Source organism: Clostridium bornimense, assembly GCF_018917145.1.
Taxonomy (GTDB): domain Bacteria; phylum Bacillota; class Clostridia; order Clostridiales; family Clostridiaceae; genus Clostridium_AN; species Clostridium_AN bornimense_A.
On record NZ_JAHLOD010000035.1, the window covers coordinates 1 to 20,447 of the forward strand.

The 20,447-nt window shown below is 27.7% G+C and carries 18 protein-coding genes; 15 read left to right on the top strand and 3 right to left on the bottom strand.

The window, feature by feature from the left end; translation table 11 throughout:
* Nucleotides 1-125 precede the first annotated feature (125 nt).
* From KQI30_RS11815 to KQI30_RS11835, 5 genes are all read left to right on the top strand, one after another.
* Nucleotides 126-1,652 carry an ABC transporter permease gene (locus KQI30_RS11815; RefSeq protein ID WP_216463558.1) on the top strand — a complete coding sequence of 509 codons (1,527 nt, stop codon included), beginning with the start codon at nucleotides 126-128 and terminating at the stop codon, nucleotides 1,650-1,652.
* 11 nt (nucleotides 1,653-1,663) lie between these two features.
* Complete coding sequence (locus tag KQI30_RS11820; RefSeq protein WP_216463559.1) at nucleotides 1,664-2,356, top strand: ABC transporter ATP-binding protein; 693 nt, start codon at nucleotides 1,664-1,666, stop codon at nucleotides 2,354-2,356.
* Nucleotides 2,357-2,514: 158 nt separating this feature from the next.
* Entirely contained in the window at nucleotides 2,515-3,228 is a 714-nt protein-coding gene (locus tag KQI30_RS11825; RefSeq protein WP_216463560.1) for a GNAT family N-acetyltransferase, read from the top strand.
* Between the two features lie 20 nt (nucleotides 3,229-3,248).
* On the top strand, nucleotides 3,249-4,013 hold the full coding sequence (locus KQI30_RS11830) for a ChbG/HpnK family deacetylase (protein ID WP_216463562.1): 765 nt from the start codon (nucleotides 3,249-3,251) through the stop codon (nucleotides 4,011-4,013).
* Nucleotides 4,014-4,334: 321 nt separating this feature from the next.
* Nucleotides 4,335-6,221, top strand: a complete 1,887-nt coding sequence (locus tag KQI30_RS11835) for an endonuclease MutS2 (RefSeq protein WP_216463563.1) — start codon at nucleotides 4,335-4,337, stop codon at nucleotides 6,219-6,221.
* A gap of 51 nt (nucleotides 6,222-6,272) precedes the next feature.
* Here KQI30_RS11835 and KQI30_RS11840 read toward each other — a convergent pair whose 3' ends face one another.
* Nucleotides 6,273-8,294 carry a methyl-accepting chemotaxis protein gene (locus KQI30_RS11840; protein ID WP_216463564.1) on the bottom strand — a complete coding sequence of 674 codons (2,022 nt, stop codon included), beginning with the start codon at nucleotides 8,292-8,294 and terminating at the stop codon, nucleotides 6,273-6,275.
* Between the two features lie 289 nt (nucleotides 8,295-8,583).
* Nucleotides 8,584-10,605 carry a methyl-accepting chemotaxis protein gene (locus KQI30_RS11845; protein WP_216463565.1) on the bottom strand — a complete coding sequence of 674 codons (2,022 nt, stop codon included), beginning with the start codon at nucleotides 10,603-10,605 and terminating at the stop codon, nucleotides 8,584-8,586.
* A 178-nt stretch (nucleotides 10,606-10,783) separates the two neighbouring features.
* Here KQI30_RS11845 and KQI30_RS11850 point away from each other — a divergent pair, with 178 nt between their 5' ends.
* From KQI30_RS11850 to KQI30_RS11865, 4 genes are all read left to right on the top strand, one after another.
* Entirely contained in the window at nucleotides 10,784-11,857 is a 1,074-nt protein-coding gene (locus tag KQI30_RS11850; RefSeq protein WP_216463566.1) for an ArsR/SmtB family transcription factor, read from the top strand.
* A 16-nt stretch (nucleotides 11,858-11,873) separates the two neighbouring features.
* A complete protein-coding gene (locus tag KQI30_RS11855) occupies nucleotides 11,874-12,827 on the top strand; it encodes a calcium/sodium antiporter (RefSeq protein ID WP_216463567.1) in 954 nt (317 codons plus the stop codon).
* A gap of 21 nt (nucleotides 12,828-12,848) precedes the next feature.
* A complete protein-coding gene (locus KQI30_RS11860) occupies nucleotides 12,849-13,508 on the top strand; it encodes a DUF6483 family protein (RefSeq protein ID WP_216463568.1) in 660 nt (219 codons plus the stop codon).
* A gap of 65 nt (nucleotides 13,509-13,573) precedes the next feature.
* Complete coding sequence (locus KQI30_RS11865; RefSeq protein ID WP_216463569.1) at nucleotides 13,574-14,215, top strand: undecaprenyl diphosphate synthase family protein; 642 nt, start codon at nucleotides 13,574-13,576, stop codon at nucleotides 14,213-14,215.
* 199 nt (nucleotides 14,216-14,414) lie between these two features.
* Here the strand turns inward: KQI30_RS11865 and KQI30_RS11870 are convergent, their stop codons facing one another.
* Nucleotides 14,415-15,317, bottom strand: a complete 903-nt coding sequence (locus KQI30_RS11870) for a polysaccharide deacetylase family protein (RefSeq protein WP_216463570.1) — start codon at nucleotides 15,315-15,317, stop codon at nucleotides 14,415-14,417.
* Between the two features lie 405 nt (nucleotides 15,318-15,722).
* Here KQI30_RS11870 and KQI30_RS17180 point away from each other — a divergent pair, with 405 nt between their 5' ends.
* From KQI30_RS17180 to KQI30_RS11890, 6 genes are all read left to right on the top strand, one after another.
* Entirely contained in the window at nucleotides 15,723-15,857 is a 135-nt protein-coding gene (locus tag KQI30_RS17180) for a CPC_1213 family protein (protein ID WP_253287493.1), read from the top strand.
* Nucleotides 15,858-15,869: 12 nt separating this feature from the next.
* Nucleotides 15,870-15,998, top strand: coding sequence for a hypothetical protein (locus tag KQI30_RS17370; RefSeq protein WP_301281822.1), 129 nt, complete (start codon nucleotides 15,870-15,872; stop codon nucleotides 15,996-15,998).
* A gap of 182 nt (nucleotides 15,999-16,180) precedes the next feature.
* Complete coding sequence (locus tag KQI30_RS11875) at nucleotides 16,181-17,521, top strand: MATE family efflux transporter (protein ID WP_216463571.1); 1,341 nt, start codon at nucleotides 16,181-16,183, stop codon at nucleotides 17,519-17,521.
* Nucleotides 17,522-17,678: 157 nt separating this feature from the next.
* Nucleotides 17,679-18,917, top strand: coding sequence for a peptidase T (gene pepT / locus KQI30_RS11880; protein WP_301281823.1), 1,239 nt, complete (start codon nucleotides 17,679-17,681; stop codon nucleotides 18,915-18,917).
* A 23-nt stretch (nucleotides 18,918-18,940) separates the two neighbouring features.
* Nucleotides 18,941-19,237, top strand: a complete 297-nt coding sequence (locus KQI30_RS11885; RefSeq protein WP_216463573.1) for a hypothetical protein — start codon at nucleotides 18,941-18,943, stop codon at nucleotides 19,235-19,237.
* The gene (locus KQI30_RS11890; RefSeq protein WP_216463574.1) at nucleotides 19,225-20,151 is read left to right on the top strand and encodes an alpha/beta hydrolase; all 927 of its coding nucleotides are present in this window, start codon (nucleotides 19,225-19,227) and stop codon (nucleotides 20,149-20,151) included. Before KQI30_RS11885 ends, KQI30_RS11890 begins: the two co-directional genes overlap by 13 nt.
* Nucleotides 20,152-20,447 lie beyond the last annotated feature (296 nt).

Below are 20,447 nucleotides of genomic sequence, written 5' to 3' on the forward strand. Positions count from 1 at the left end.
ACATTTAGGAGTAATTCTATACAGTCTATATAATTTCCAGTAATCTTTAGCATATTGTAGTGAATTTTATTACTGGAAATACATATTAAATTCACTACAAAATTAATTATACGAGGAGTGATACGATGAGTTTTTTAAAAAGAGGCTTTACAAGCATAATAAAAAGAAAAAGTAGAAATATAATTTTATTTGTAATTTTATTTGTAATTACAAATTTAGTTCTTTCAGGATTTTCAATGAAGAGTGCATCTAAGGAATCCGCTAAGTTAGCAAGACAGAAATTAGGTGCAACGGTTACATATGAATATGACATGCAAAAAGCAATGAATGCATCTAGAGAAGAAACTTCATCATCTTCATATAGTAATGATAAGAGTAAAAGAACAATGCCTAAATCTGAACCGGTTTCTTTAGAAACAGCTAAAAGTATAGCAACATCAAAATATGTACAAGGATATAACTTTGTTAATTCTACTGTGGTAAATAGTGATGGTATAAATCCAGTAGAAGAGACAACTACTGATGATAGTTCAGATAGTGATGATAATGCACCATCAGACATGCCAGGAGGTATGAAGGATGAGGGAAATAGTAAGAATATGATATCAGCAGATTTTACATTAAAGGGAGTTCTAAATTCAGATTCAGATGAAGATTTTTATAATGGAAATAGTGAAATTACAGATGGAAGAGCTCTTAGTGATGATGATATAGATAGTAATTATATATTAGTAGAAGAAGAATTAGCTTATGATAATAATCTTTCAGTAGGAAGTAAAGTTAAATTAGTTTCATCAGATGAAACTGTTACTACAGAATTTGAAGTTGTAGGTATTTATAATACTTCAGATACTAGTAGTAGTTCACAACCAGGTAGACAAATGATGAATGCGATGAGTCCATATAATAAGATATATTGTTCATATAAAGCAGCACAAACAATGAAAGGTGATAATAGTGAAGGTGATGACGCAATAGATAGCGCAATTTATTATTTAAATGATCCAGAAAATATAGATGCTTTTAAGGCAGAGGCATTAAAAAAAGGTGTTGATGAAGATACATATAAGCTAGATGCTAATGATGATGAATATCAACAAATGATTCAACCTATTGAAAATGTGGCATCAGTATCAGATAAGGTAGTAATAATTGTAGCGGTAGCAGGAATTGTAGTTTTAACTTTAGTAGTAGTGTTATTTACAAAAGAAAGAACTTATGAAATTGGTGTATTATTATCTTTAGGAGAAAGTAAATTTAAATTATTACTACAATTTTTCTCAGAACTATTAATAATAGGGGTAGTAGCATTTGGAATATCAATTTTTTCAGGAAATGTAATAGCACAGAAGATGGCAGATAGTTTATTAGCAAATGAAGCAAATGTTACAGAAACTGGTAAAACTGTACCAAGTAATGGTCCAGGTGGTCAAGGAGGTCCAGGTGGACAACAATTTAGCGGAAAAGGTGGTCCAGATGGACAAAGTAATAGCAAGGTAGAAACAATTGATACAATAGATGTTAAAGTTACAGGAAATGACTTAGCAAAACTAGCTGGACTTGGAGTAGTAATTATATTTTTATCAACAGCATTAACTTCTGTTTCAATAATGAGATATAAGCCAAAAGACATACTAACAAGTAGAGATTAGGAGGGGATTATATGGAGAAGATATTAGAATTTAAAGATGTATGTTATTCATATAAAGATGGTGATAGAACAAAAGAAATATTAAAATCTAGTAATGTTATCTTTAACAAAGGTACATTCTATAGTATATTAGGCCCTTCTGGATCTGGAAAAACTACAGTTATATCTTTAGCTGCTGGATTAGATGTTTCCAAAAGTGGAGAGATATGTTATGAAGGTGAAAATATTAATTCTATAGGATTAACTAAATATAGAAGAGATAAAATTGCAATAATATTTCAATCATATAATTTAATAAATTATATGAATGCTGTTCAAAATGTTACTACAGCTATGGATATAAGTAAAAAGAAAATAGCTAATAAAAAAGAAAAAGCAATAGAGATATTAGAAAAATTAGGATTAAGTAAAGAGGATATATTTAGACCTGTTACTAAGTTATCAGGAGGTCAGCAACAAAGAGTAGCTATAGCAAGAGCTATTATTAGTGATGTTGACTTAATAATAGGAGATGAACCTACAGGAAATTTAGATAAAGAAACTGCTGATGACATAATAGAAATATTTAAAACTTTAGCGCATGAAGAAAATAAATGTGTTATAGTAGTAACTCATTCAAATGAATTAGCAAGACAATCAGATGAGATTATCCATTTAAGTAATGGTGATTTTGCTTATATGAAATCTAGAGAAAAAACTATATAGTAGCTGCATAAGAGCTATTACAAATCCTAGAGAAAGTGATTTGTGATAGCTTTTATTGTTTTAATAAAAATAAGTAATATACCATAAGTTTGAAGAGATAAACTTATGGTATATTATTTATTATAATTAATTAAATTGGGGGAGGAACTATAGTAACTATGAATAAAAGAGAAATTGCTGAAAGATTATTAAAGAAGGATATAATACTAAATGTAGACATGTTACAGTGTATAAGGAGAGGATCAGCAGATATTATTGTAGCTGAAGAAAGTGGGGTTTTACTACAAGATAAAATATCTAACATATATATGATTTCCACATTATCAGAAGGGTTTATAAAATCTATTATCGATAAGATATCAGATGTGGATACTATTGTTTTACATAATGAATTTGAATATAAGTTGTTAAAAGATAAAATTAATTTTTCAGAAGAAATGATTTGCTATAATGCAGCTTATTTACATGAAAAATATATAGAACGACGTAATTTTGAAGTTAAAATAAAAGTGTTAAAAGAGGAATTTGTAGAAGTAGTAAAGAATAATTACTCTGAATTAAGTTTATGTAATAGTGGATATATAGAAGAACGAGTAAAAGATAAAGAGTTGTATGGTGCATTTTTAGGAAATAGATTGGCGGGATTTATAGGTACTCATGAAGAAGGATCTATAGGAATGTTAGAAGTTATGCCAGAGTTTAGGGGAAAATGTATAGGCAGTGAATTAGAAAGGTATGCTATAAACAGAGCAATATCAAAGGGAAGATATCCATATTGTCAGGTTAAAGAAAAAAACGAGATATCAATGAAGTTACAAAAAAGCTTAGGAATGGAGATTTCAAAAACAAAAGTTTATTGGTTATTTAAATAAAGTATAGGGGCGGTGAGGAAATGAGATTAATAATTAATGGTGATGATTTTGGATTAACTAAAGGCGTTACAAAAGGGATAATTAAAGGAATAAAGGAAGGAATAATTACAGATACTTCTGCTTTAGCAAATTCAGATTATTTTATTGATGCAGCTAATTTAGCTAAAGAAGAAGGAATATTATCAATGGGAGTTCACTTAACAATTACATTTTTAAGACCTGTATTAAAGGAATTAAAAAATATAGTTGATAAAGATGGATTTTTTTATAGAAAGCCATTGTTAATTCCTGCACCATATGACTATATTGAAATAGAAGATGAACTTAGGGCACAAATAGAAAAGTTTTTATCTACTGGGCTAAAGTTAAATCATTTGGATACACATCATATTTTTTCTATAATGGATGAAAAGATATTTGAAATAGTTGTTAAACTAGCTAAGGAATATAATGTACCAATAAGAAGAGATTTTAGTTTATCTAATAATGAAGAAAAATTATTTGATATAGCTAGAAAAAACATCATAAATACCACAGATATATTATTATTTCAATCAGGAAAAGCAGTTACAAAAGAATATATTATAGAGAATGTGGACAAATGCAAGGAAGAGGATATTGATGTAGAAATATTAGCTCATCCAGGATATGTTGATGAGGAGCTTAAAAAGATATCTTCCCTTACATATAATAGAGAAAAGGAACTAGAGGTATATCTAGATTCTAAAATTAAACAGTATATTAAGAAAAGTAATGTAGAGTTAATAAGTTATTGTCAGTTGTAATAATTGAGTCAATTATTTATTGACGAGAATATAGTAATAGAGTAATATAAAAATATAATAATAAAATAGAAGATGAGGTGTCTTTGTGAGTGTTTAGTATCTAAAATAGAAATTTAATATTAGCTTCAAAAAAATGGGGTATTATGTACCTTTTATTGTGATGGAGTTAATTATAACTATTTAAGATACAAGTCCACAAGAGCCTAGGGGAGTTTTAATACTACCTTTTATTAGAGTTTGAATTTTAGCTGTGGAATTGTCTGCAGCTTTTTATATTTTTTGTAGTGAGGGCTTGTATCATTATAAAGGAGAGAGATAGAGATGAATAATGATACAATGGAAAAATTAAATTATAACAAATTGAAAGAAATGGTTAAAAGTTATTGTTCTAGTAGTTTAGGTAGAAATCTAATTGATAAATTACAACCAAGTAGTAGTATAAAAGAAGTAAAGCGAAGATTAAACGAAACAACAGAAGGAAGATGTCTTTTAGATGCAGATTATCATATACCATTAGAGGGAATATCAAATGTCACTGTTCTTATTGATAAGATAGATAAAAATGGAGTTTTAGATCCGTCGGAGTTAATTAGTATATCAGATTTTCTAAGAGGATGTAGAAAGATTAAAGGTTTTATGAAGAATAAAGAAGGATATGCTCCTACATTAAGTGTTTATGGTGAAAATATATCAGAGCTATGTGACATTGAAGAAAATATTAATAATGCTATAAAGGGAAGTGGTATAGATACAAATGCATCTAAGGAATTAAAAAAGATAAGAAAACAGATAGATATTTGTGAAGGAAGAATTGATGAGAGGTTAAATAAGTTTTTAAGAAATCCTAATAATAAGGAATATATACAAGAGTTCTTCATAAGTAAAAGAAATGATAAATATACTATTCCAATAAAAGCACAATATAAAAATTATGTTAAAGGTATTTTAGTAGATACTTCAGCTAAGGGAGGCACTGTTTTTATAGAACCAGAAGCAATATCAAAATATACTTCAGAATTAACTATATTGAAAGCGGAAGAAAGTATTGAAGAATATAGGATTTTATCAATACTTACAGAAGAAATATATAATTATTTAAAAGAAATAAAAATTAATGTAGAAGTTATAGCAGAGTATGATATGATTTTTGCTAAAGCAAAGTATAGTAAAGCTATAAATGGAATTATGCCAAAAGTTAATGACTGTGGTTACACTAAAATTAATAAAGGAAGGTATCCACTTATAGAAAATCCAGTGCCATTGGATTATGAAATAGGAAAAGATTATAGAACATTAATAATAACAGGACCTAATGCTGGGGGTAAAACTGTCGTATTAAAAACTATAGGGATACTAACATTAGCTACGGAATCAGGATTCCATATTGCTGCAGAGGAGGGGACAGAAATAAGTATTTTTGAAAATATCTTTGTTGATATAGGAGATAATCAAAGTATTGAAAATTCTTTAAGTACTTTTTCATCCCATGTAAAAAATTTAGCTAATATTTTAAAAAGAACTAATAATTCTACATTGTTGCTATTTGATGAGATAGGAAGTGGTACAGAACCAAATGAGGGAGCAGCATTAGCTATTGCTATGTTAGAAGAATTTTATTATAAAGGTGCAATTACTATAGCATCTACTCATTATGGTGAGATAAAGAATTTTTCAAGAGAACATCCGGATTTTGAAAATGCTGCTATGGAATTTGAAAAAGAGACATTAGAACCGCTATATAAGTTAAGTATTGGAAGGTCAGGGGATAGTAATGCTCTTTATATATCTAAAAAGATGGGAATACCAGATTTTATAATTGAAAAAACAAAAGGTTATATTGAAAATAAGAAATATAATTATAACTTGCTAAAAGAAAGTAAAAAGAAGATTATGGTGGAGAAGGTTAAAGAGGAAAGTATTAATCATTATAATGTAGGTGATAAGGTATTTTTATTGGATAAAGGTGAATCAGCTATAGTATATAAAGAAATGGATAGATTTAATAATATAACTGTTTTATATAAAAAAGAATTTTTAGAGGTAAATTATAAAAGAGTAAAGTTAGAAATAAAGAGGGAAGACTTATATCCTGAAGATTATGATATGGATCAATTATTTGTAGACTTTAAAATTAGAAAGATGAATAAAGATATTGAAAGAGGATCAAAGAAAGCTTTAAAGAAAATTAGAAAAAGTCATATTAAGTAAATATTAGAAAAAGAGTTGTCACATAAAAATAGGTAGTGACAACTCTTTGTTTTACAATTTAAACTTATTAATTAAGTTAGTAAGTTTTGTGGAAGTAGATTTATTATGTTCTGCTGCATCTAAAATAGCAGAGTTTTGCGTAGTAATATTTTTCATATTTTCAGCAATAACAGTAGAAGAATCAGTAACAGTAGATACTGAAGAAGATATACTATTCATGCTTGTTGATATTTGCTCCATAGATTCAGAGATTTCAGAAGAAATATCTGAAAATTTAGAAGCCATTTCTTTTACGGTATTTCCGGCATCTTTATAAGATACAGTAATATTTATAAGTTTTGAGTAATCTGTTAATATGTAACTTTCTAGTAGCTTTAATAGTTCTGAAGAAGCTATTGATAAATCTTGTACTGCAGATAGTACATCAGAAACATTTTTTTGTATATTTGCTACTTCATTAGTAGATTGTTCAGCAAGATGTCTAACTTCATCAGCAACTACTGCAAATCCTTTTCCATGTTCACCAGCTCTAGCTGCTTCAATAGAAGCATTAATTGCTAGTAAATTAGTTTGATCTGATATAGCTAAAATGCTGTTAGAAATAGTTGATATATTTTCTACCACAGATACCTTTTCTAGAGAGTCTTTTAGTTTTTTGCTAGAAGATTCAAAAATTTCTTCTACAGTACGCTTAGATTGAAGACTTTCTTCATGAAGTAACTGAGCATAATGTTCTATTTTTGTAGCAGTTTCTATGCTAGAGTTAGCTATATCTACAGAATGTTTAGTTATATCATTAACAGCTTGAGACATTGTTGACACTTCCAACAATTCTGTCATAGATTCTTCCATATTTGAAGATATTTGTTCTACATTAGCAGTAACTTCTTCTAGTGATGTTGATATTGAAACAAGCATTGAATCAATAGTGTTACTGCTATCTAGTATATCGTTACTACTATGTTGAACTTCTATCATGGTATCATTTAAAGATTCTACCCCAGTATTTAGAGCTGTTATAACTTCACCAAACTCATCATTAGTGTGTACATAACCTCTATACGATAAATTGTAAGAAGAAAGTTCTGTAGAATATCTTTTTATATCTATTAAGTTCTTATTGAGTATTCTTTTAATAAAATATGCTACAATAAATCCTATAATTAAAGCCATAAAAAATATCATGATTTGTTGAGTTTTGATGGCATTTATACTTGAAGTCATTTCTTTTTCAGGAACAATAATGGCTACAGTCCATGAAGTAGATTCTACAGGAGTATAAGAAATTAATAGTTTTTTGCCATCAAGCTTAACTGTTGAAGTACCAGTATGACCACTAGTAATAGTATCGAAAAGGTCAGTTATATTTTCATCATTAAGATCTTTACCATTTTCATCTTTTAGGATATTTCTTTGGGCAAAAACTAAATCCATATCTTTATGAGCTACATATTGACCAGACTTATTTATCATAAAACCATAGCCTGTTTTACCAAGATTTATATCTTGTATAGTAGCATTTATATCTTTAAGATTTACAGAACCGCATAAGTATCCTACTATTTTTTTATTAGCATCTTTTATTGGAGTTACTATAGTAGTTATAGATTGTCTCTCAATTTCTTTTATAAAAGGTTCTGTTATAAAACTTGATTTTTCAACCATTTCTTTAAAGAAAGGCTCATCAGATTGATCTTTAATGTCATTTGTATCAGGATAATATCCTATACCGTTTTTATCTAATATAAACAAATTATCAAAATTAGAAAGTGATACTAATTGAAGTAGATAAGGACGTTGAAGCTCCCAATCCATAGATTTTATGATATCTAATTTTGCAAAAGATTCTAAATTTTCTCTTCTAACTTCAAGAGCATTAGATACGGACTTACTAGCGTCATTAGACTTAGTAAGTAATAAATCGTTTGTAGAACTTAATATAGATTTTTTAGAACCTATAAAAGAAATATATGAAGAAAATAGTGAAATAACTACAATTAAAGATATTATTTGTAGCATAATTTTAGTGCCGAAGCTTAATTGAAATGATCGTTTATCATTTGTTTTTTCCATAATTTATTCCTCCGTTGTTTATTATCGATTTATTAATTTTGTAAATATATAAGTTCTAAAAAACAATCTACATTGATAAGAAACTTATGTTAGAAGTTGTTTATCTTATTTCATTTAATTATGTAGATTTTCAAATAAAACATATATATATATATATAAATTATCGGAAGAAAATAGAACATTAAACAGTAAAAAAAATCCAGTTATAATAATTTTCTTTTAATAAATATTATTTATAAAAAAGTGCACCACAAAAGAAATTCTTTTATGGTGCACTTTTTTATATATTTTATAGTTTAAATTTATTAATTAAGTTTAATAATTCTACTGCTATAGACTTATTATTATCGGCTTTATCTAATATAGATGAAGTTTGCATACTTACGTTAGTCATATTTTCAGCTATTGTAGTTGCTGAATTAGATACACTAGATACAGAATTAGATAAACTACTCATGCTATTTGAAATTTGATTCATGGAACCAGAAATTTCATTAGATATATCAGAGAATTTATTTGCCATTTTCTTAACAGTAGTACCAGCATCTTTATAGGAAACTGTTACATTTATAAGATTATTATAATATTTTAATATATCATCTTCTAATATAGATAATAATTCAGAAGATGCTAGAGATAATTCATTAACTGCAACTAATACGTCAGAAACATTCTTTTGAATATTAGTTACTTCAGAGGCAGACTGTTCAGCTAGATTTCTTACTTCATCAGCAACTACTGCAAATCCTTTTCCATGTTCTCCAGCTCTAGCGGCTTCAATTGATGCATTAATTGCAAGTAAATTAGTTTGATCTGATATAGCTAATATACTGTTAGAAATAGTTGATATATTTTCAACAACAGCAACTTTTTTTAGTGACTCTTTTAATTTTACGCTACATTCATTATAGATTTTTTCAATATTATTTTTAGATTCAATAGTTTCATTATGAAGTATTTCAGCATCATTTTCTATTTTATCTGCTACAGATATACTATCATTAGCGATATTAACAGAGTTTTTAGTTATATCATTTACAGATTGAGACATAGAATTAACTTCTAAAACCTCAGCTGTTGATTCTTCCATATTTGCAGAAATTTGTTCTACTGCTGCTGTTACTTCTTCAAGAGACGAAGAAATTTCAATAAGCATAGAATCTATTTCTTCACTACTATTAAATATCATATCTCCACTAGTTTTAACTTCTGACATAGTAGAACTTAAGGAGTCTACACTATTATTTAACTCTGTAATTACTTGCCCGAATTCATCATTAACTTTTACATCACCTCTATAGGATAAGTTGTATGATGATAATTCATTGGAGTAATTTATAACATTATCTAAGTTATTTTTTATAAATCTCTTAATAGATATTGATATCAATATACCAATAATAATAGCAATAGCAAATATAATTAATTGAGTAAGTCCTACAGTATTTATTTTTTCTAATAAATCAGATTTTGAAACTGTTAACGCAATTGACCAAGGTGTACCTTCAACAGGTGTATAAGCTACATATTTTTTATCACCACCTAATGTTATTGATGTAACATTAGTTTTTCTATTTTTCATATTTTCAAACAAATCTAAAGTTGCTTGATCTGCTATTTTTTTTCCCTTGGAGTTTTTTATTAAATTTTGTTGATTGTATACTTTGTTCATGTCTTTGTGAGCTACAAATTGTCCAGAATTATTAATTAGAAAAGCATAACCACTTTCACCTAATTTTATATTTTGTACAATAGAATTTATGTAGTCTAAATTTATAGTACCACAAAGGTATCCAATTATTTTTTCTGAAGAATCATTTATAGGAACAACGATAGTAGATATATAAGTATCATCACTTTTATTTATATAAGGTTCAGTTATGAAAGTTGTTTTTTCCACTATGTTCTTAAAAAAGTCTTCTTTTGATTGATCAACTATTTTTCCTGTATCAGGATAATATCCATGGCCATCTGTGCTCATTACAAAGATATTTCTGAAATTCCATTTTTTAGCTTGAGTTAATAAAAAGTCTTTTTGAATATCCCAGTTCATTGACGTTACTTCTGGTAATTTAGAAATATAGATTAATTGCTTTTTTCTTGTATCAAATTCGCTAGAAAGAACATTTGCGCTTTCTTGTGAACGAACAGATATATTTTCCCTATTAGAATTAATTAAAATATTTCTTGATTGAACAAATGATAGTAAAGAAGAAAATATTGACACAAACAATATTAAGGATATAGTTTGTGCTAGTATTCTATTTCCTACATTTAAAAAAGGCTTTGTTATCTTTTTCGCATTATTCATACATATTCCCCCATGATTAAAAAGTTGTTCATTTAAAATAATCGAAAGAAATAATACAAACTTTATTATTTTAGAAATAAAAGTAAAAAAAATACATTGTCATAGATGTATTTTAAATTGTTTAATATTTATAACACGTATATAATAAACAGTGAAGATATATATAAGGAAGTGCTTTATGGAAGAAAACAATATAGATATTAAAATTGTAAATAGGCCTGTATTAGAATTTGCAAATACTTTTCATATCTATTGTAATTTAGATGATACAATAGATAAGTTTAATTGCGTACAGTTTAATATGGACAAAGATGTATCTTATATTTTAAATCGGATCAATGAAGATTTATCTCTTTTTGTTAAGAATGAGATAAAGAGTCTTGCAGAATTAAATGTAATAAATTTTATAGCTATAGCTTACATATCTGATTATAGTGAAATTAATACTGTTGATGAGTTTTTTAATGTATTTGATAGAGAGCCACTAGAAAAGTGCTTTGACTACATGGGAGGAGCATTTTTATTAAACTTTTTTCCAGATCTTAATGAAGAATGGGGGAAAGTTAAAAATTCTATTTCAAAGATGAAAGAGTATATAGAGGCAATAGATGAAATAAATATAGTGCTTAAGGAAAAAATATTGTCTTTATATAAATATCCTGAAGAAACGAAAATGAGGGTAAGATATGTTTTAGAACAATTTTATATTAGAGGATATAAACAATTTGAAGATATGGTTGTAAAAAAATGTGACGAGGAAAGTGCAAGATACAGAAAGTTATTGGAAAGTGATTTAGATAATTTTATTGAAATTAATATTACAGGAATGGACAGAAAAGCATTATTTCATAGAAAAGTTAATGTTCATGTATCATATGTTCAGCAACTAGGATATAATCTATTGTTTAATATTGATAAAAATGTTTTAGATGGATGTATATCTATAGGATGCAGAAATATAGAATATTTCAATAATAAAAATCTTATGGAGGATTTTGATAAGTTTTTAAAAACTATTGCAGATCCTACTAGATTTAAAATATTAACACTAATTGCGAAGAAAGGTTGGTATGCTCAGGCATTAGCAAAAGAAATAGGGGTAACACCTGCTACAGTACATCATCACATGGAAAATCTTACAGTGTTAGGTATCGCTAATGCTGAGAAAGATGATAATAAGGTATTATATAGATTAAACACACATATAGTAGAGGAGTATTTAAACATATTACAAAATAAGATATTTAATTAACAAAGGAGAAAATATAATGAGTTATATTATTTTAATAATAGGATTTGTTTTACTTATAAAAGGAGCAGATTATTTTGTTGATGGATCATCAGCAATTGCTAAAAAAGTAGGAATACCACCGGTAATAGTAGGGCTTACCCTTGTATCATTGGGAACAAGTGCTCCAGAATTAGCAGTTAGTGTAATATCATCGATTCAAGGAAATAATGGTATAACATTAGGAAATGTAATAGGATCTAATTTATTTAATAGTTTAGTAGTTTTAGGGGTATCTGCAATGATAGTACCGCTAGTAATTAAGAAAAAAGATACGAAAAGAGATTTTTCAGTAAATATTTTTTCAACTATATTAGTAGTTGTTTTAACATTAGTTGGTTTTTTATTAGGTGGAAAGGTAATCTCAAGGCTTGATGGAATAATCCTACTTATTTGCACCTTAATATATATGGTTATATTAATATTTCAAAGTAAAGGGAATAATAGTGAAGAGATAAGTGAAATAGAAGATATAAAATTATCTACAAAGATTATTTTATCTATTATAGGGGTGGCTGGTATTACAATAGGAGGTCAACTAGTTGTAAATTCTTCAAAGGAAATAGCTACGACTTTTGGCATCAGTGATAAACTTATAGGACTAACTATTGTAGCTATAGGGACTTCTCTGCCAGAATTAGTTACATCTGTAGTAGCTATATTAAAAGGAGAAGATGATATAGCTCTTGGAAATATACTTGGTTCTAATACATTTAACTTATTATTAATTTTAGGAACAGCATCTGCAATTAATCCTATTAAAGTATCTACATCTTTATTTATAGATTTAGCTGTATTATTAGTTGTCACACTATTTATTGGAGCTTTAGTGTTTATTAATAAGAAAGAAGAAAAAACTATAAGTAGAAAAGAAGGATTCTTACTTATTATGGTGTATATAGTATATACAGTATATGTTATTATGAGAAATTAATATATGAAATAAGGTGAAAGTATGATTAAAAATGATTATTTAGAGAAATTGATAGAGCAAGTAAGTGATGTTATTAGAACAGTAACAGGATTAAAAGGTAAAACAGCTTTTAAAGATGCCCATGAATCCATTAAAGAAGCATTAAAGCAGTTTTTTGGACTTAATCCTAAATCTATCGAAACGCTACAACCTAAAAGTCTAATAGATATAGTAACAGGAGCAGATAAAAATAATAATGAAAAAGCTTTACTTTTAGGTGAGCTTATAAAAGAACAAGGGGATTTATATAAAGAAGAGGGAAATGAAAAAGAAGCTTTAAGTACGTATATTAAATCTATTACTATTTTATCAGAAGTAATGATAGAAGATGATACAGTAAGAGAAGAAAGATATATGCATAAGTTGGATGAAATTGAAGAAATTCTTTCTAATTATCATTTACCAATGGATACTACATTATTATTAATAAAGTATTATGAAGCTATTGGTGCTTTTGATAAAAGTGAAGATCTTTTATATGATATTTTAGAAGACTCAAATTATAATAAGAATGTTGTTTCTATAGGATTAGATTTTTACAACAGACTTTTAAAATTGGATGATGAAATTTTGGAAAATGGTAATTTACCAAGAAATGAAGTAGAAGATGGCTTGGAAGGGTTACTTGAATCTGTAAAATAGAGAATAAAATCCTTATGATAGTTAAATAATATCTATATTATTTAGATATTACTGGAGGGATAAGAATGAGGATTCCAAGGCATATAGGGGTTATTCCAGATGGCAATAGAAGATGGGCTAAAAGTCAAGGTATGACTAAAGATAAAGGATATAGCTATGGAATAGATCCTGGATATAAGTTATTTAAGTTATGCGAAAAAGAAGGTGTAGAGGAAGTCACTTTTTATGGATTTACTACTGACAATACAAAGAGACCAGAAGATCAAAAAAAAGCATTTATAGATGCATGTATTAAATCTGTTAATGTAATAGCGAAAGAAAATGCTGAAATATTAGTAGTAGGAAATACCACATCAGAATTGTTCCCAAGGGAATTAACTAAGTATACTAAAAGAGTGAGATGTGGTAAAGGTGGCATAAAAGTTAATTTCTTAATCAACTATAGTTGGAAAAAAGATTTAGAATCATTAAGTTGTGGTGATGGAACGGAAAAGTCATTAAATAGAGATATTATAAGTAATGATATATCTAGAATCGATATGATAATTATATGGGGTGGTAGAAGACGCCTTAGTGGATTTTTGCCGATACAATCAGTGTATTCAGATTTTTATGTTATAGATGAATACTGGCCAGACTTTCAAGAAAAGCAATTTTATGATGCATTAGATTGGTACCAAACCCAAGACATTACCCTAGGTGGATGAATAAAAAATGGAGGTGTCGCATTAACAAATGAAAAGTTGTTAGCGCGATACCTCTTTTTATTATGGCACAAGGCACAGTTAAAACTGTGCCTTGTGCCATCGTACTTGTGTCCTGACAATTCTATTTTACTGAAAAAGCTGCCGCACTCTGATTTCTAACTCTTTTGTGCCACAGCCCCATCCATAAATGTGAAATGTTTTAGATTAATATTCCAAATTCATATCCTTCAGATCTTAAAAAATCGATTATTTCTGGTAATGCTTCTACTGTTGACTCTTTTCCATAAGTATCATGCATTAACACAACTAATCTATCTTGATTTTTATATGTATCATGAAATCTTTCCATTAGTTGATCTTTAGTAGCGTTTTTGATTTCTGCATCACCAGTTAATGAGTTCCAATCTATATATTTCATATTATGATCTACAAAAAATTGTTCAGAAGCATTCATTCCGTTCCAAGACATATGTCCGCCAGGAAATCTAACTACATTACATTGAAAATTATCTCCCAATACTGATTTCATTACATTTTCAGAGTGAGTGAAGTCTTCTAATATATTATCGGTATTAACTTGCTTATTAGGATATAAGTAGCTATAGTTGTGGGAATAACTATGATTTCCTATAGCATGTCCCCTTTCGTAAGTTTCTTTAAATATAGCTTTACTTTCTTCAGATTTTTCAATTTCACTGCCTAAAACAAAAAATGTAGCTTTAACATTTTTCTCATCTAGTATATCTAAAACTTTTGGTGTATTTGTAGTAGAAGGGCCATCATCGAATGTCAAAAATGCTACTTTTTTACCATCTACATTATAAATATAATTTGCCAAAACATTTTCTATATCTCTTGTCTCATATCCATATTTATCAGATATTTCTTTTCGTTTTTCTTCTATAGTTTTTTCAGGAGTTTTTATAATAGTGTTTGTTGTTGGCTTTGGTCCCTCAGATAATAATGAATTATTATGTTTTGGGGCGTTGTTTTTTTCTGGAAATTTATTTGAAATATTAATTAATATACAATTGAATACTATAAAAATTAATATTAATGATACTATATTAAATATGGTTGGTTTAATTTTAATTTTGTTCATAAGATGCATCCCCTATACTATTTTTCATGAAATTAAAATACAGTTATATTAAAAACAAATATTTACAATATATTATACCACAGACATATTAAAAAAGATAAAAAATTCGATAAATTTTTCATGCAATAAGTTACATGAATTTCATTAAACAGAATATTATTAGTATAAAAATTTATATGATTTAATATACTATGGTGAAGCTTAATTTTGATATAAGTATATCATTTTAATGTTAATCTAGTGTTTATTATAATGCCAATTGTATAAGTAAGAATTAGAAAGATGCCAAAAGTTTCATTATACTGAAGAATTATATTGTATATCAATTAAATAGAGAACATCCCAAATAAAAATAGCTATAAATATATAAAAAAAACATATTCTATAACTGAGGAAGGTGATTTTATGGGAAATAAGATGGTAAAACATAAAACTAAGACTCATAAGCATGTAAATCATGATCCAAGGGTAGAAAGTGCAAAAGCTGTTTTTGGAGAACCAAAAGCTAAAACATATGATCCAACAGATTTCAAGATTTAGTGAGGTTAGAATATGGATAATAATAAGAGTAGACTAAAAGATAGACCGAAATCTAAAGCAGAAGGTAGAAAGATGAATCCAAGGGGGAATTCAAATTTAGGAATATGTCATAGAGAAAAAATAGAATCTAACTCATATTAATCAAGATAATATAATAATAGGAATGTTGCATAAAAGATAAATGTGTGCTTCATTCCTTTTTTTACCGCGGAAAAATTGAAAAATCTTATTGAATTTTAGTATAATAATAAATTCATAATTGAAATTTGTCATATCTCATATATAATTATATGATGCGCAAAATGTTAACAAAGGAGAAATAAATGGATAGACAAAAGATATTAGGTGAAAAGCCAATACACAAATTACTTTTAGAATATTCTATACCAGCAATCATTGGTATGTTAGTAAATGCTTTATATAATGTGGTGGATAGAATTTTTATAGGTAAAATACCAGATATAGGACCACTTGCATTAACAGGTGTAGGAGTAACTATGCCTATAATGACTATGATTTTGGGGGTATCAATGTTAGTGGGTATAGGGGCGACAGCTACTATATCATTGACATTAGGAAGTGGAAATAAAGAAGATGGAGAATCTATATTAGGTAATGCTACAGTATTAATGGTTATAATGGGAATTATTCTTACAATTATAGGATTATTATTAAAAAATAAGATATTAATATTGTTTGGTGCTAGTGAAAATACTATTTATTATGCTTCAGAGTATATAAATATAATATTGATAGGAACGATTTTCTCAATAAGCTCATTTGCATTAAATGCCACAATAAGAGCTGATGGAAATCCTAAAATGGCAGCATCTACAATGGCATTGGGGTGTGTTGTAAATATTGTTTTTGACTATATATTTATATTCATTTTTAACCTTGGTATAAAAGGTGCTGCTTTAGCTACGGTATTAGCACAAATTATTAGTACTTCAGTGATGATTTATTATTATACAAAGGGAGCATCAAATTTAAAATTAAGAGTTCAAAATTTAAAGTTAGATGTTAAAATTGTTAAAAGAATATTTGCAATAGGTTTTGCACCGTTTGCTATGCAAATAGCTGCTAGTGCTGTTCAAATTATAGCTAATAACTCATTAAAAATATATGGCAATGATTTATCTATTGGTGCAATGGCTGTAATATCTTCAGTATCACTAATATTTTTAATGCCTATATTTGGAATCAATCAAGGTGCACAACCAATAATAGGATATAATTATGGCGCTAAAAAGTATGAAAGATCAAAATTAACATTAAAGTATGCTATTGTAGCTGCTACTATGATAGTTTGTTTGGGAGCAATAGTAATTCAAATTTTTCCGGAGAAAGTTATAAGTATTTTTAATTCAGATGAAAGTCTTTTAAATATAGGGGTTACAGGTATTAGAATATATTTATTTATGTTGCCATTACTAGGTTTTCAAATAGTAACAAGTAATTATTTTCAATTTATAGGTAAAGTGAAAATAGCTACTTTTTTAAGTTTATTAAGACAAGTTATATTATTAATTCCATTTACATTAATATTACCAAGATTTTTAGGGGCAAATGGAGTATGGCTTGCAGGAGCTTTTTCAGATTTTATAGCATCAATAATAACAGGTATTTTTATTGTTAGAGAATTTAGAAGAGTAGAGAATTAGTATAATAAAGTGTCGCATTAACAAATAAAAATTGTTAGGGCGATACTTTTTTATTTTTGTGCGACAGCACCGTGCACCTAAAAATAAACTTTTCATAAAAACATGGGATAATTTTCATATATGTATTACAATAATAGTAATAGAAGTTTATATGACAATGGAGGAATATAAGATGACAAAAGTAGTTGAGAAATTTTTAAGATATGTAAAAATTGATACAAAATCAAGCGAAGGAAGTGAAACATGCCCAACAACAGAATCACAATATAAATTTGGAGAACTGTTAGTTGAAGAATTAAAATCTATAGGGATGAAAGATGCATCAATAGATGAAAATGGCTATGTAATGGCGTATTTACCATCTAATGTAGATAAAAAGGTAGAAACTATTGGATTTATTGCACATATGGATACAGCACCAGATTTTTCAGGAGAAAATGTTAAGCCTCAAATTGTAGAAAATTATGATGGCGGAGATATTATTTTAAATAAAGATTTAAATATAGTATTATCTCCTGAAAAATCACCAGAATTAAAAAATTATATAGGAGAAACTCTTATAACTACAGATGGTACTACATTACTAGGAGCTGATGATAAAGCTGGGGTAGCAGAGATAATGACTGCAATGGAGTTTTTAATAAATAATCCAGGTATAAAACATGGACCTATTGCTATTTGTTTTACTCCAGATGAAGAGGTAGGAAGAGGAGCAGATTTATTTAACGTAGAAAAGTTTGGAGCAAATGTAGCATATACTATGGATGGTGGTGCTATTGGAGAGCTAGAATGCGAAAATTTTAATGCTGCAGGAGTTAAAGTTATATTTAATGGATTAAATGTTCACCCTGGGTATGCCAAAGATAAAATGATAAATTCTATGTTTTTTGCTAACAAATTTATAGAAAAGTTACCAAAGGATGAAGTGCCAGAATTAACTTCAGACAAAGAAGGATTTTATATGTTAACATCTATAGATGGTTCTGTTGAAAAAACTAAATTATCATATATAATAAGAGATTTTGATAGAGCTAGCTTTGAAAATAGAAAAAATAATATGAAGATATGGGCAGAAGAAATAAATAAGGAATTTGGAGAAAATTCTTGCGAGATAGAGATTAAAGATCAATATTACAATATGAAAGAAAAAATAGAACCAGTTAAATATGTAGTGGATAAAGCTTTTGAAGCAATGGAAAATTGCGGGATTGTACCAAAGGTAAAAGCTATAAGAGGTGGAACTGATGGAGCTAGACTATCTTTTATGGGACTTCCAACACCAAATATTTTTGCTGGAGGAGAAAATTTTCATGGTAAATTTGAATATGTACCTATAAGTTCTATGGAAAAGGCTGTAGATGTTATTGTAGAAATATCAAAATTATATGCTAAATAGCTACTATTATTGAGGTGAGTATTATGAGGATAATAAAAGCAAGAGTAGAGCAAATTACTAAAGATGGAATAATAGTAATGATGTCAAATGGTATAAAACCTCTAAATTTAATAGTTAACAAAAAAGATATTACTTTTGAAGATTTTAAAGAAATGAGAGGAGAATATAAGGTAACATCTTTATTACAAGGATGCTGTTCATCTTGTCCTGTTACAGTATTAGAAAGCGGTAAAAATGAAAAAGATGATAATGAGATGAAAGAAGTAATAAAGAAAGTTATAGAGATTAATGGAGAAGAATTAAAAGGATGTTTAAGATAATAATTATTTTGGTTGTTTTAATAGCAGTTATTCTATTTTTATTAGGAAGGAAATTAACTAATTATACTTTTTATAAAGCTATTTTGAGAGAAAGAAAGACTAAAGAAGATGTCTTTAATGTTTTAAAGAAAAGAAATGCTTATGATTTATCTAAATATAAAGAATTAGATATTAAAACTTTAGAAATAAAATCAAAAGAAGGCTTCAAGTTAAAAGGATATTATATAGAAAAATTCAAGGATTCTAAAAAGTTAATGATTATAGTACATGGATATACATCTAATCACTATATAGCATTGCAATATTTAGATATGTTTTTTGAAGAAGGTTTTAACATACTTATGGTAGATGTAAGAGGACATGGTGCAAGTGAAGGTACTTATGCAACTTATGGATACTATGAAAGAGAAGACCTAGATAGATGGATAGACTATATGAAAGATAAACTTGGTGATGATATAGAAATTGGATTGCATGGTCAGTCAATGGGTGCTGCTACAGTTCTTATGTATGGTGGTAAATATGAAGACAAGATAAAATTTATAATAGCGGATTGTCCATATTCTAATGGTAAGGAACTACTTAGACATCAATTTAAACAATATAAAGGAACACCGTTATATCCTTTATATTGGTTTTTCAATAGTAAATGCAAAAGGCTTTGTAAATTTGATATGAATGATATTTCGCCTATTGACGATATAAAAGATAAAAAGATTCCTACCATGTTTATTCATGGTACAGGAGACGATTTTGTACCTTGCTATATGAGTGAAGATATGTATAAAAGTAAAATTGGAGACAAAAATAAGTTATTACTTATTGATGGAGCAGCTCATGTAGAAGCCTATCCTAAAGATAAAATTAAGTATAGTACAGAAGTTAAAAAGTTTATAAGAGAAGCATTAGAATAAAGTTCTAAGGAGGTGTCGCAGTAACAAATGAAAAGTTGTTAGCGATACCTCCTTTTATTATGGCACAAGACAAGGCACAAGTAAGGGTAATTCACAATTCAGTCAATTCAAACAATCAACAATAAATGTTAATTTTCCCCAAAGGGAAAATATTATAGTCCTTAGGACGGCGAATTACAATTGTGTTAATAGATATATTTAGTTCATATATAAAACTGTTATACTTAAGTGTTGTTTCTCGCAAAGGAATTGAACTTATGATAGAATATAGTGGACTAGTAATGACGGATTTATAC